The organism is Hirschia sp. (assembly GCF_058892565.1).
In genome coordinates this window covers 43,961-57,642 of record NZ_JBZXVU010000039.1, presented here as the reverse complement: position 1 = coordinate 57,642, position 13,682 = coordinate 43,961, and the positions used below count along the sequence as shown (strand labels likewise).

The 13,682-nt window shown below is 43.9% G+C and carries 13 protein-coding genes; 9 read left to right on the top strand and 4 right to left on the bottom strand.

From position 1 onward, the window contains the following. Positions 1 to 2 precede the first annotated feature (2 nt). Positions 3 to 152: a DUF2256 domain-containing protein gene (locus AC5EF3_RS14275; RefSeq protein WP_493548532.1), complete on the top strand. Its 150-nt coding sequence runs from the start codon at positions 3 to 5 to the stop codon at positions 150 to 152. Between the two features lie 55 nt (positions 153 to 207). On the opposite strand, the gene AC5EF3_RS14270 is transcribed toward AC5EF3_RS14275, so the two are convergent. Then, complete coding sequence (locus AC5EF3_RS14270; protein ID WP_493548531.1) at positions 208 to 2,148, bottom strand: acyltransferase family protein; 1,941 nt, start codon at positions 2,146 to 2,148, stop codon at positions 208 to 210. Between the two features lie 99 nt (positions 2,149 to 2,247). Next, positions 2,248 to 3,138: a LysR family transcriptional regulator gene (locus AC5EF3_RS14265; RefSeq protein ID WP_493548530.1), complete on the bottom strand. Its 891-nt coding sequence runs from the start codon at positions 3,136 to 3,138 to the stop codon at positions 2,248 to 2,250. Between the two features lie 107 nt (positions 3,139 to 3,245). Between AC5EF3_RS14265 and AC5EF3_RS14260 the strand changes: the two genes are divergently transcribed. Both AC5EF3_RS14260 and AC5EF3_RS14255 read left to right on the top strand, forming a co-directional pair. Next, positions 3,246 to 3,773: a hypothetical protein gene (locus AC5EF3_RS14260; protein ID WP_493548529.1), complete on the top strand. Its 528-nt coding sequence runs from the start codon at positions 3,246 to 3,248 to the stop codon at positions 3,771 to 3,773. Between the two features lie 447 nt (positions 3,774 to 4,220). Beyond that, positions 4,221 to 6,197, top strand: a complete 1,977-nt coding sequence (locus AC5EF3_RS14255; protein ID WP_493548528.1) for an acyltransferase family protein — start codon at positions 4,221 to 4,223, stop codon at positions 6,195 to 6,197. Between the two features lie 47 nt (positions 6,198 to 6,244). Here AC5EF3_RS14255 and AC5EF3_RS14250 read toward each other — a convergent pair whose 3' ends face one another. Next, positions 6,245 to 6,943: a DUF4386 domain-containing protein gene (locus AC5EF3_RS14250; protein ID WP_493548527.1), complete on the bottom strand. Its 699-nt coding sequence runs from the start codon at positions 6,941 to 6,943 to the stop codon at positions 6,245 to 6,247. A gap of 127 nt (positions 6,944 to 7,070) precedes the next feature. Here AC5EF3_RS14250 and AC5EF3_RS14245 point away from each other — a divergent pair, with 127 nt between their 5' ends. Both AC5EF3_RS14245 and htpX read left to right on the top strand, forming a co-directional pair. Then, entirely contained in the window at positions 7,071 to 7,970 is a 900-nt protein-coding gene (locus AC5EF3_RS14245) for a LysR family transcriptional regulator (RefSeq protein ID WP_493548526.1), read from the top strand. Positions 7,971 to 8,026: 56 nt separating this feature from the next. Continuing rightward, positions 8,027 to 9,019 (top strand): zinc metalloprotease HtpX, encoded by a 993-nt coding sequence (gene htpX / locus AC5EF3_RS14240; protein WP_012778217.1) that lies wholly within the window; start codon positions 8,027 to 8,029, stop codon positions 9,017 to 9,019. Positions 9,020 to 9,022: 3 nt separating this feature from the next. Here htpX and AC5EF3_RS14235 read toward each other — a convergent pair whose 3' ends face one another. After that, entirely contained in the window at positions 9,023 to 9,907 is an 885-nt protein-coding gene (locus AC5EF3_RS14235; RefSeq protein WP_493548525.1) for a LysR family transcriptional regulator, read from the bottom strand. A gap of 92 nt (positions 9,908 to 9,999) precedes the next feature. On the opposite strand from AC5EF3_RS14235, the gene AC5EF3_RS14230 reads away from it, so the two are divergent. The 4 genes from AC5EF3_RS14230 (at position 10,000) to rfbC (ending at position 13,680) form a co-directional block, all read left to right on the top strand. Then, entirely contained in the window at positions 10,000 to 10,956 is a 957-nt protein-coding gene (locus AC5EF3_RS14230) for an NAD(P)H-binding protein (RefSeq protein WP_493548524.1), read from the top strand. 62 nt (positions 10,957 to 11,018) lie between these two features. Then, on the top strand, positions 11,019 to 12,083 hold the full coding sequence (locus tag AC5EF3_RS14225; protein ID WP_493548523.1) for a glycosyltransferase family 2 protein: 1,065 nt from the start codon (positions 11,019 to 11,021) through the stop codon (positions 12,081 to 12,083). Between the two features lie 153 nt (positions 12,084 to 12,236). Further along, positions 12,237 to 13,109 carry a glucose-1-phosphate thymidylyltransferase RfbA gene (gene rfbA / locus AC5EF3_RS14220; RefSeq protein WP_012778213.1) on the top strand — a complete coding sequence of 291 codons (873 nt, stop codon included), beginning with the start codon at positions 12,237 to 12,239 and terminating at the stop codon, positions 13,107 to 13,109. Between the two features lie 4 nt (positions 13,110 to 13,113). Further along, on the top strand, positions 13,114 to 13,680 hold the full coding sequence (gene rfbC, locus AC5EF3_RS14215) for a dTDP-4-dehydrorhamnose 3,5-epimerase (protein WP_493548522.1): 567 nt from the start codon (positions 13,114 to 13,116) through the stop codon (positions 13,678 to 13,680). Positions 13,681 to 13,682 lie beyond the last annotated feature (2 nt).

Below are 13,682 nucleotides of genomic sequence, written 5' to 3'. Positions count from 1 at the left end.
TCGTGAAAAAATCGGATCTCCCAACAAAGATTTGTCCTGTTTGCAAGCGTGCGTTTAGTTGGCGCAAAAAATGGGAGACAGTCTGGAATGATGTGGTTTATTGTTCAGAAAAATGCCGAAGAAACAAACCGGCATATAAAGTGTGCAAATAGCTTTTAAACAATTGTTTTTATATGCCATTTCTACGAAAAACTAAAACTTGAAACATCAAGACTTATTCCTAGGCACTGTCATTTCAGACGTGCGTATATTCTGCATCTGTTCGCTCACAGTCTGGGCCACTTTGTGAGCAGATTCTAGTGTGAGGTGATTGTCATCAAATAGAAGAGGTTTATCGCTGTCGCAATTGTTGCGCTCACACAATGCATCTACAAGTGATATATAAGATGCCGCGTGAGAATCTGTTTTATTCAATGCGCTCATCATTTCATCGAATGCATAAATATCCTGATTGATGAAAGCAGTCATATTGGTTTTGCCCACCAATTTAGAACGAGCCATCAAAAGGGGTAGGTTGGTGGTATATTCCAACGTTGGCCCCAAAATGATCACCTTGCTAGCACCTGCTTCATTCAGTTTTTCGATAAGATTGTGTAGTTTTGTTTCATATGAAGTGTCTGGCGTAGCGCCCCATCTTGTCCAGCGTGCAGAGACAACCACAACAGGTTTTTCCAATTCTGGAATATAATCTGTGAGCGCTTTCTTGAATAAATCCGTACATCTTGCTTCACCCTTTAGTGGCCATAAGGGAAGGCAACCCGATGCTTGCAGCGGCAGCACTTCATAGTCCGTCAGTGCGTCTTGAAGCGGACCTGTCAAATGCGCACTATGACTATCTCCCCAAAAAACAAGCGGTTGTTTATTGCTCTGTGCTGAAAGGCAAGCGTCAACATTATAACCTTTGCCTCCTGCCGCTGTCGCAGTCGTGATAAAGCAATCTTTACCCCGAGGGGTGAATTGATAGCGATTTTCATCTGTACTGGAATAATTGATGGTCAGTTCAGTGAGCGCATGAATCTCCGGATCAAATTTACGCCAGCGACCTTCAATGCTCAAAATAGATATAGAGATACACACAGTTGCGATGAGGCCGATTGTCGTCACAGAGAGTGTTTGAAATGACGAAACAGCGCGCAGTTTTCGGAAAGGCTGTTCCCAAAATTTCCAAGATAGATATGCAATCACAATAGATAGGCATGTCAGAAGTAGACTATCTGTTAGGTTCAAATGGGTTTTAAGAAAAACGATCTTGTAGAAAATCAGCAAAGGCCAATGCCACAGATATAAAGAATATGAGATTTTACCGATAAAGACGAAAGGCTTTTGGCTTAGGATTAAACCTGTCCACGATTGCAATCCGGCTAAAATGATGAGCGCGGTACCCGCGACGGCATAAATTGCATTCAACCCGGGAAATACATCATCTTTATCAAGCATGAAGATGGAGTAAGCCAGAATACCTGCCCCCAGAATACCAGCATAATTTTTCAATTTGTCTGGCATGCTTTTATCAAAACCATATAAAGCAATCAAAGATCCGACACCCAATTCCCAAAAGCGAGAGGGCAGGAGATAGAAAGCAGCTTCAGATGATTTTGTGAGTAGCCATTGGCTCAGCCCGAAGGAAAAAATCACGCCTAAAGCGATGATATGGGCGCGGTATTTTGCCAATGGTTTTATAAAGCATATCAACCATAAGATAATTGGCGTCACAAAATAAAATTGTTCTTCAACAGCCAATGACCATGTGTGAAGAAGCGGGTTAGATTCGGCCAATACTGAGAAATAGTTATATGCTTTAAAGAAATAGATATTGCTGCCAAACAGAGATGTCGCAATTGTTGTGCGTCCTAATTCTTCCACTTCGGCAGGCAGCATAAACATCCATGCTGCGATGAATGTTGCCACAACCACAAGCGCGAGGGGCGGCAAAATTCTTAAGGCACGCCTACGATAAAAATTGGCGAATGTGAAAGTCTTCTTGTCTATTTCTGCAGTGATGATGGATGTGATCAGAAAGCCGGAAATCACAAAGAAAATATCGACGCCGGTAAAACCACCTGAAAAAGTCGTCATTCCGAAATGATAAAATAGAACTGGTAGAACAGCTATGGTGCGCAGCCCATCAATTTCCGGTCTATATTTCATATCTAAATCTACTCATCCCACGTCAATCAAGTATGCAAATTTTCTTGAGATCTGAGGATGCAATATTGACGCCAATTCCAATGCTTTGGAAAACCCGCCTTAGCCCAACAAATTTTGCCAGAAAGGGGGCGGTAATTCGCCTTCAACAGCTTGTGTCGCGATAAAGCGAAGCGTGGAGAGGGCGCAGTCCATAATTTCTGGGGAAGAAAAAGCTTCCTGATAAACAACATAGGCCGGAAATGAGAAAGTCGGTGCACCCTGAATTTGAAATAAAACGCCTTCATCTAAATGCGTTTGCACAATGCGTTTGGGAAAATAACTCGCGCCTTTATTGCGAATGACCAGATTAACCCCGATAGCACCCAGATTAATTGTCAGTCCCGGATTATGTAGATCGGGGAAAGTGGCAGCATGGGTTGTGCGAAAGGCTTCGCCCCAATCATTATAGATATAATTATCGCGCAGCGGCGTGTCTAAATCAGTGGTCACCAGAATGAGATCATCTTCAAGCAATTGCTCGACATACATGCCGGGGCGTTGCTCTGGGCGATAGACGACAGCTAGATCCATTGTGCCTTCGCTCATTTCCTGGATTAGCCGCTGAGGCATACCAATCTCGCACTTGATTGCAACATTTGGCATTTGCGCTTGAAACTGGGGCACCCATTGCACCAATAACCGGTTCCACAAACTATATTGCCCGCCAATGATAATTGTGTCGTCATAACCCTCAGGCACAGCCACATGGTGTTTAGCTTCTTCCCAAACGCGCACCATAGACCTCGCAAACCGATAAAACTGCTGACCGGCTGGGGTGAGGGTGCATCCACCTTTAGATCGATAAAAGAGGGCTTTGCCCAATTGCTCTTCAAGGGATTTGATGCGCGCACTGACAGTCGATTGAGTGACGTTCACGCGTTTTGATGCTTCTATGAAATTACCGCATTCCACGATTGCGAGAAAAGTCTGAGCTTGAACTACATCCATCATATATCGCTTTTTTCGATACAAACTGCCAAATATATTCGTTTGTCCGATTTAATGGGATGCGGTACATGATGTAAATGGAAAAGATAAAAAAGAAGAGGAATACAATCATGTTTACACCAAATATGAGATCAGCGTTGATCGCTCTTATTGCAGCGACAGCTTTTGGCGCAACAGGCTGTATGACAACTCAAAAAAGTTTTGGAGACGAAGTCAGCGACGTTGCGAAAGAGTGGAAAGCTGGCGAGAAAAAAGTCAATTCAGGTGAGGAACTCATTAAAGATGGGAATAAGCTCGTCAAAAAAGGGAACACCCAAATCAAAGATGGCGAGGCTGAAGAGCGTAAAGCCCAGCGAGCTTTTGATGATGCGACAGCTCAATATGATGCAGCCGTGTTAGGCATGGGTGCTGCGACAAGCCCTGAACAAGCCGAGTCTGAAGCAGAGCGTATTAAATCACTCGATAAAGATGTGAAGAAAACAAAATCTGCACTTCAAGACGCGAAAGATAAACAGAAAAAAGGTAAGAAAAACCTGTCTAATGGTGAAGCCAAAATCAAAAAGGGTGAGACCTTAATCGAGAAAGGCGAAGCCCAAATGAAACAGGTTAAAGAGGAATATAAAAACCTTACACCATAGTGACTTACATCGTTTCACCATGCACTTGGAGCGCCGTGAAAAGCGCTCCATTTTTTATAGGTTCGCACTATTTTAGAAGAAAGTGAAAATTTGTTGGCAATTCATGCAACCATCAGGTAAGGGGCGCGTTGTGTTTATGTCTGAGCAAGACACCCCCAGAGGCTGAGCGGCTATTTAGTTAATGCCCCCTCTACTAAATGAGACCCTCAGCTTGCATCGGTGCAGGCAGCTTTGTGTATTTTTGGGCACAAGGCTGCCTGTTTGCTGCACAGTTATTTTTACTTCCTCCTTCTTTATAAATATTCCCGTCTCTGGGGATTTATATCCGCATTGAACAAGTTATAGAATCCTGATTACGGCAGAGGTGATTGTGCCAAATTACAAAGCCGTTTTGGGTTGGCACTCTTATTGCCTTTACCAATGAAAAAGTTTCGATAGGGGACAATTTTGACGAAACTACAATACAGACCAGAACTTGATGGACTTCGTGCCTTAGCTGTTGTTCCAGTCATACTTTACCATGCCGGTTTACAGTCGCTGTCAGGTGGTTTTTTGGGTGTGGATGTCTTCTTTGTCATTAGTGGGTATTTGATCACCAACATTCTCTATTCAGAAATGTCCTTGGGAAAATTCACGTTTCTAGGATTTTACGAGAGGCGAGCACGCCGTATTCTCCCAACATTATTTTTGGTGTGTTTGGCGTGTATTCCTGCTGCTTATTTTTTATTGTTGCCTTTAGATTTATATGAATTTGCGGGAAGCCTTGTCTCAGTCAATTTATTTGCTTCCAACTTTTTCTTCTGGAGCCAAACAGATTATTTCGCGTCCAGTTCTGATTTAAAGCCATTGTTGCACACGTGGAGTTTGGCAGTTGAAGAGCAATTCTACATCTTCTTCCCATTTCTCCTATTAGCTATGAGAAAACTGCCACGTAAAACCGTGCTTTACGTTATCCTCGCTTTATCCCTGGGAAGCTTCTTGTTTAGCGTGATCGGAAGCCGACGCTTTTTTGACGCCAATTTCTTTTTATTGCCAAGCCGCGCTTGGGAATTGGGGGCAGGAGCTGCCATTGCTTTGGCATTGGGTGGTCGCATTCTATCGCCGTCACGCCTGACACAAATAGGCAGTTGGACAGGTATTATAATGGTGGTGGGAAGTTATATCTTCCTAGACAAAACCATGCTCATGCCTGGGTTGTTTTCATTATTTCCAGTGCTTGGAACCGTTTTAATTATTTGCTGTACAGGCCATACAGGAACGCTTTCTACACGCTTAATGACTTTAAAACCAATGATTTGGATCGGGCTCATTAGCTATAGTGCTTATCTTTGGCACCAACCAATATTTGCTTTCGCCCGTCATATGAGCTTGTTCGAACTTTCTTTTACAAACATGATATTTGTCATTGGTCTGACTTTGGTTTTGGCTTGGCTGACAACCAAATATGTCGAAGCGCCATTTAGAAATAGAAAGACATTCAATTTCACAAAAATAGTTCAAGTTTCGACAGCATTGTGCGTCTCAATAATTGCGATTGGGTCTATTGAATATTCAAACCACGGTATGCCGGATCGTAAGCATGGTTTGGCAGCTAATATTGAGCAGGCTTTTCAAAAAACCGAAGGTTTATCGCCCAATTGCCACATGTCTCCTCTACCGAGTGAATGTATAAAAGCAGGGTCAGCAGATCGTAAGACAATCGCCGTTTGGGGAGATTCTTTTGCGATGCACCTTGTTGATGGTGTGATTGCATCCGAACCCGATGTGAATTTGTATCAGCTAACAATGCATTCTTGTCCGCCAATTCGCGATGCCACGCCTTTTAATCCGTGGGGCAATGGACAAAAAGGAGCAAACTGGACGCAGCAATGCCAATCGTTCAACAATCAAGCATCTCAATTTATAGCCGATAATCCCGCCATTGATACCGTAGTGATGTCTTCGCAATTTGCTCAGATTGTGAGAGCTGAATATTTTGTGTCCAATGACAATCAACACATCACAACTTCGGTTGAAACGGTCGAGCCTAAGATTTTAGATACAATTGCATGGCTTAAAAAGGCCGGCAAAGAAGTCGTCATTATCGGACCAATGCCAAATAGCGATCACAATATTGGTCGATGTCTGGCAAAGAGCCAATGGTTTGGCTTATCTGGCAAAGAAAATTGTCTCTTACACACAAATGAGCTTGCAAAAGGCGAATTACAGATTGAAGGTCTGCTAACAGACTTGGCCATGCATCATCGTGTGCTTTCACTCAAGAATGAGCTTTGCCATGATGGTGTTTGCGATGTTATGGTAGCAAACACACCCCTATATTATGATGGCGGACACCTCACAACTGAGGGCTCAAGAGCACTCGGAAAAGCGCTTCATTTTTATGATTTTATTTTAAATGACGCGCGCGAGAAAAGAGCAGGTTAGTGCTAGTTTGTGCGCAGTTCCTAGATTCTTAGGTGATTTTTAATTGCTTATGCGCGTGACTTCACACCCATAATCAGCAGCCATAATAGCAATCCAATTTCGCCTATCATTGCAGCGATAGCCACAAATGGTTCGATCTGAGGCTGAAGCTGCGCGTAGTTTGGCAATAAAACCATAGCCAGTGTGTCGCAAATATAGGCGATGCCCGCGATTGATAAAAAAGCACCTAAAGCTTTGGGTAATAGGCCTGATTTCCAAATCAGATAGCTGATAAGTAAGAGATGTATCCCAAAAAACATCAATGAAATCATAAAGCCATCAAGATGGGCTTCTGCATATTGCAGGATCATATCGTTTTGATAGTCGCTCGGCATTGCACGCAATCCGCCTTCTGCAATGTTGAGGATAGAGGCGAGATTTAAAACCGCTGCGCCATGTATAAACACATAAGCAAGACGCATCCAGGCTGCCAGCATGGAGAGGGGCTTATTTGTATTGGCAAACAGATGAAACAGCATCCATGTCATCAATATATCAAGTGCGAGGATAGCCAGATAAGCAGTGATTCCCAATCTAAGCAGGGACATATTTCCTCTAATATTGTCAGCAGTTTGTGCTGCATTTCCGGGTATAATAAGTGATTGAGATACGAGAAAATAAGCCGACCCACCAATGAGGGCGATAAATAAATATACGAGGCCAGTAAGGCGAGCGAAAGTCGGAGTAGCACGATCATGAGATGTCATTTTCATTTTCCAAAAGCTTTGTGTTTTCCAGCTCCTTTAATGATTTGAACCGGTGATGGCCGTTAGATACTCTATCAAAATCGTATAATACATTGCTGAAATTATGAATTTAGGTATACATATATGTATGGATTGGCGATCAATAAAATTTGACTGGAATAAAGCACGCGCATTTCTGGTAACAGCAGAAGAGGGGTCATTGTCGGCTGCTGCAAGAGCGCTTGATATGAACCAACCCACGCTTAGTCGTCAGGTGTCTTCCTTTGAAGAAGAATTAGGCGTCGCCTTGTTTGAGCGTGTTGGCAAAGGCCTTGAACTCACCCCGCATGGTCTTCAACTTGTGGACCATGTGCGCGCAATGGGCGAAGCGGCCGTGCAGTTTTCTTTAACCGCAACAGGCCAGATTGATCAGATCGAGGGTGTGGTCGCAATCAGCGCTTCTGATGCTGTCTCAACCTATATTCTACCTGATATGATGGTTGATATCAGGCGCGCAGAGCCGGGCGTCATTTTGGAAATTGTTGCCACCAATACATTGAGCGATTTAAGGCGACGCGAAGCTGATATTGCTGTGCGCCATGCCCAGCCAGTCGAGCCAGATTTGATTGGGCGCAAAGTGCGGGACGTCAATTGTTGGCTATATGCGACGCCAGACTATTTAGCCTCAATCGATGGACCGGCATCACTTGAAGCTTTGCAAAATGCTGATTTTATCGGCTTTGGTGATAATACCCAATTATTACAGGGCCTAAATGCCATTGGCGTTCCGGTAAAACCCGATAGTTTCAAATTGTCCTGCGAGAATGGAACGGTGAGTTGGGAACTGGTTAGAAAAGGTTTAGGGATTGGCCTTATCACCGAAGATATCGCGCTCAATTTTCCCGAATTAGTTCGCGTGCCTGTGCCACAAACGCCGATACCAGTTAGTTATTGGCTCGTTGCCCACAAAGAATTGCGGACCAATCGTCGTATCCGATTTGTTTTCGATAAATTGGTTGAAGCTTTCGCCAAATATCCTCAACCCTAGAAAAGCCAGAATCTCATCTTATCTCTATGCCAGTGCATAAACGCATTTAAAGATAGATGAGGATCATGGGAAACAATCACATTCGCACTTTTATGCTCATTGCAGGGCTGACAGCCTTGTTTATGGGTATTGGTTTTATGCTTGGCGGGCAGGTGGGTATGATTATCGCACTTGTGCTTGCGGGCGCGGGTAATTTCATCAGTTATTGGAATGCTGATAAGATTGTTTTATCCATGTATAAGGCAAAAGAAGTGGACGAACATGACCGCGATCCACTGATTGCTGGTTATGCCAAAGACGTGAAAGACATGGCGCGCAATGCTGGCATGCCTATTCCGCGAATTACCATTATTGAAAATCATCAGCCAAATGCCTTTGCCACAGGCCGCAATCCAGAAAATGCAGCCGTTGCAGCAACAACAGGTTTGCTGCAAATGCTGAATAGGCGCGAAGTGCGCGGTGTGATGGGGCATGAGCTCGCTCATGTGAAAAATCGTGACACGCTGACAATGACCATTACCGCGACAATTGCTGGTGCAATTTCGGCTTTAGCAAATTTTGCAATGTTTTTTGGCGGCAACCGCGAAAGAACAGGCGGTCTAATTGGCACAATCGCGATTATGTTTTTAGCGCCTATGGCCGCCAGTTTGGTGCAAATGGCAATTAGCCGTGGACGCGAATATGAAGCAGATAAAGGCGGCGCAGAAATTTCTGGTGACCCGGAAGCCTTGGCGAGTGCTTTACAGAAAATTGAGCAGATCGCTCATGGTACAAGTCGCGCTGCGATGAATGAGCAAGCCGAGCGCAATCCGGCCACGGCGCATATGTTTATCATCAACCCATTAAATGGCAGGGGCGGTGACAAGCTGTTTTCAACACATCCGGCAACGCACAACAGAATTGCCGCACTGATGAAGCTGAAAGTCGATACAAAGTCGACACCAAACGCGCAGCCAGAGCACAGAAAACGCACAAAAGCTGACGTCAAATTGCCCGCTTTTGCTCAACCGATTGATAAAAAAAGCGATAGCAATGACCCATGGAAATAAGATTTAGTGCTTCTTTGAAAAGCAGCTAACCAGATGGTCAAACACGGCCCTGATACGTGGATCGTGTTTGAAATTTTCATGCGTCACGACCCAAACGCTCATATCTGCAACGATATAATCAGGCAATATTCGTACAAGATTTGGATCTTTATTACCGGCTGGAATTTGCGCCACTGCAATGCCCAGCCCCGCACGCGCTGCGGATAAGTGAGCGGGATGATTATCGCATTTTAACACGATGTTTGTATCGCTAAAATGTGGACTGATTGACTGGGCAATCGCAATATCAGTCCTGTTTCTATCTGGTCCGATCAGATTATGCATTTCAAAATCAGAGAGATTTTGCGGTATGTCACGTTTTGCCAGATATTTTTTACTGGCGAAAAAACCAAGCTGAATCGGGGGAAGTTGCTTGGCAATAAGGGCATCTTGATGGGGAGCTATCGTGCGGATAGCAATATCAACTTCTTGGTCCAATAGATTGGCTGGCTTATTGCTCAATTCCAATTCTATTTGAATAGCAGGATGGACTTTATTGAGCGATGTCAGGAAATCAGGCACGACCTCAATACCCATAAAATCAGGTACGCTTAGTCTAACTCTTCCTGAAATTTCTCCTTGTTTAACAGTAGATTGGCGAACAAATAAATCTGATGCAAGCGCCATTTTTTTAGCTGCGTCATGCAAGTTTCTTGCTTTTGGGGTGGGGGTGAGGCCATTGACCGAACGCGTAAATAGCACACATCCCAAAGCATGTTCTAGTATTTCTAAACGTTTGCGCACTGTAGGCTGGGATAAGCCAAGCTTTCTTGCTGCAGCAGATAAACTGCCTTCTTCCAGCACGGCCAGAAAGATGCGTTGATCATCCCATGATATTTGATTGCTCATAAAATAATGACTAGCCGATGCAAATAATTAGTCAATTTATTTGCAGCGATTTTTCATCCAAATTTCGGTCATTCTTGTGATGGAGATTTAAAATGCAAAATGGAAAAATAGCGTGTGTATTGGGCGCAACGGGCGGTGTTGGCGGAGCTATCACAGAGGCTCTGCTCGCACGTGGGTGGAGGATAAATGCGTTAGTGCGTGATGTTGAAAAAGCTCAGAAAATTTTTGCAGAAGACGTAAACTGGGTGCAGGGCGATGCGATGATCCGACATGATGTAACTAAAGCAGCTACAAATGCGTCTGTCATTATTCATGCGCTTAATCCACCCGGATATCGCAATTGGTCCAAACTGGTTTTACCTATGATCGACAATACAATTTTCGCAGCCGAGCAGATTGGTGCGCGAATTGTTTTACCGGGGACAATTTACAATTATGATCCTGCAAAAACGCGTTTAGTTAATGCTGAAACGCCTCAAAATGCAAAAAGCCGTAAAGGCAAAATTAGGGTGGAATTAGAAAAGCGATTAGAAAGGGCATCTGCAAATTCACCTGTTTTAATCTTGAGAGCAGGGGATTTTTATGGCTCTGATTTACGCTCTAGCTGGTTTTCGCAGGCTATGATCAAAGCGGGTAAACCTGTAACAAAGATAACCATGACTGCGCGCGGTGCAGGTCACTCTTGGGCCTATCTACCTGATCTTGCTGAGTGTTTTTCACGCTTGATTGAAATACCAGAAAAATTGAAGGACTTTGAAGTTTTGCAATTTGAAGGTCTTTATGAGCAAACCGGCCATGAAATGGCGGATTCAATAGAGCGCATACTTGGCCGTAAAATAAAGCGTGCGACGTTTCCATGGTGGGCGATGCAATTGCTTGCGCCTTTGGGCGGTTTCCCAAGAGAAGCAGCCGAGATTGCACCATATTGGAAATACCCGATGAAGCTGGATAATACACGCCTTATCCAGCTGTTGGGTGAAGAAATTCACACTCCATTAGATGCAACCATCTATTCTAGTTTGATAGATATGAAATGTTTGAGCTCGTGAAGAGATTACTCCGATAGACAAGCAATCTCATCCCAGATACACAAAAGTGATAGGGGCTAGCTATGTCGTGCATCATAGCCTTTTTCAAATTGTGTAAAGTCATTGAAAAGCTGGGAGAAGATGAAATGCAAGAGCAAGTGATATCTCCTTTTTTCTCGGTGATCATCGTCAATTTTAATGGCGGTGATTATCTACAAGGCGCAGTCGATTCTTTAAAACGTCAAAACTTTCAAGACTTTGAGTTATTTGTTGTCGACAATGCCTCTTCCGATACCTCTATGGAAACATTAGATGTTACCGGTTTGGATCGCGTCCATCTCATGCCCGAAGCTGAAAATCACGGCTTTGCCAAAGGCAATAATTTAGCCGCAAAATTAGCAAATGGAGAGTGGCTTGTTATGCTCAATCCTGATGCTGTGGCAGATGAAAGCTGGTTGGAAAAAATTGCGGGCGGGATAGATAAATTTCCAGCCATCAAAATGTTTGCCAGCGCACAATATAGTTTAGATGAACCTGGTATTATGGATGGTGCAGGAGATAATTATCACGTCTTTGGAATACCTTGGCGGGGAGGGTTTGGGCGTTCAGTTTCAGAAATGCCAAATACGGGAGAATGCTTCAGCCCTTGTGGAGCTGGTGCCGTATTTCATCGCCAGACTTTTCTCGATATTGGTGGATTTGATGAAAGCTTCTTTTGTTATTGTGAAGATGTGGATTTGGCATTTCGCTTGCGACTAAATGGTGAAAGATGTATCTTTTTGCATGATGCAATGATTCACCATGCGGGCAGTGCGTTATCCGACAAAGTGGGCGATTTTGCTCTCTTTCATGGCACTCGCAATCGGGTCTGGGTTTTCCTGCAAAACATGCCGCCCATTGCGCTTTTTCTTTTTATGCCAATGCATATAATTGCAAACCTTTACATCTTCGCGAGACGCGGGTTTGAAATGACTTTTATACGGGCCATATCTGCCAGTTTCAAAGACTATAAAAGCGTGATGAAGCGACGCAAAATCGTTCAAGCGAGTCGCAAATTGGGAAGTTTGCAGATCATAAGCATGATGACATGGAACCCACGCTTATTGTCCAATCGGCTAACAGATGTTCGAGAGTATACCCACAAATAATCGATACGCATTAAACAGTAAGTCGTGACTGATGTATGATCAATATCGTTCGATTTTCGTAATATAGGCAATTGCGGTTGACGCGTTTACAGTTGAAAGCTAACGCTTTGGCTGTTAATTTTGTATGGTAAACAGTCGAATTAAGGGGGCCCTATGAAGGGGATTATATTAGCCGGAGGAACGGGCTCCCGTTTATTTCCAGTCACAATGGGTGTCTCAAAACAGCTTGTTCCAGTTTACGACAAGCCGATGATCTATTATCCGCTAAGTGTCTTGATGCTGGCGGGTATTAAAGATGTTCTGATCATTACCACACCGATTGATATGCCAGCTTTTCAGCGCTTGCTCGGTGACGGATCCCGCTTCGGTATTAATATAGAATTTGAAATTCAAGATGCCCCAAATGGTCTGGCTGAAGCATTCATCATTGGAGAAAAGTTCCTTAATAATGAACCTGCTGCATTGATCCTTGGCGACAATATTTTCTACGGTGCAAATTTGAAAAATATTTGTACTCAAGCAGCTCAACGTAAAGAGGGGGCGACTGTATTTGCTTATAAAGTCGCTGACCCAGAGCGCTATGGTGTCGTTGAATTTGATGAAACAAACACAGCGCTTTCAATTGAAGAAAAACCTAAAAAAGCTAAATCAAACTGGGCTGTAACAGGACTTTATTTTTACGATAAGCAAGTTGTTGATATCGCTAAAGCTGTTGAGCCATCACCGCGCGGTGAATTAGAGATCACAGATGTTAATCTGGCTTATCTCAAACAGGGCAATCTGAAAGTAGAGCAATTTGGTCGCGGTTATGCTTGGCTCGACACAGGAACACATGACAGTTTGCACGAAGCATCTTCATTTGTGCGGACAATTGAGCACCGTCAGGGAATCAAGATTGCCTGCCCAGAAGAAATAGGGTTCGACCTTGGCTATTTATCAGCCGATCAGCTGGTTGCAGCGGCGCAACCTCTTAAGAAAACCGAATATGGTCAGTATTTGATCCGCTTGGCGCAGGATAAAGGTTAATTTCATGGAAGTTCGTGATTTAGGTCTGGATGGTGTGAAAGAAATTACACCAGCCCGTTTTGGCGATGCGCGTGGATTTTTCAGTGAAACCTATAGCGAACAACGCTTTAGTGATGCTGGTCTGCCGACAGGGTGGGTGCAGGATAATCATTCGCTGTCAGCTGAGGCATTTGTATTGCGCGGACTACATTTCCAGACAGATCCGTTCGCTCAGGATAAATTAGTGCGTGTTTTGAAGGGCGAAATCTTCGACGTTGCCGTGGATATCCGTAAAAATTCACCCGATTATGGAAAATGGGTTGGCATTACTTTGACTGCAGAAAAAGGAAATCAAATCCTTGTTCCTAAAGGTTTTGCGCATGGTTTTCTAACACTGACACCCAATGTTGAAGTGGCCTATAAAGTCACCTCTGGATATGCGCCTGAAAATGACCGAGGGATTATCTGGAATGATCCTGCGATTGGCATTGATTGGCCTTTAAACGGGCATGAACCACAGCTTTCAGGCAAAGATGCGGTCGCGCCTTTATTGGCTAATGTTGACAATAATTTTGAATATAAACAAGGCTAAGG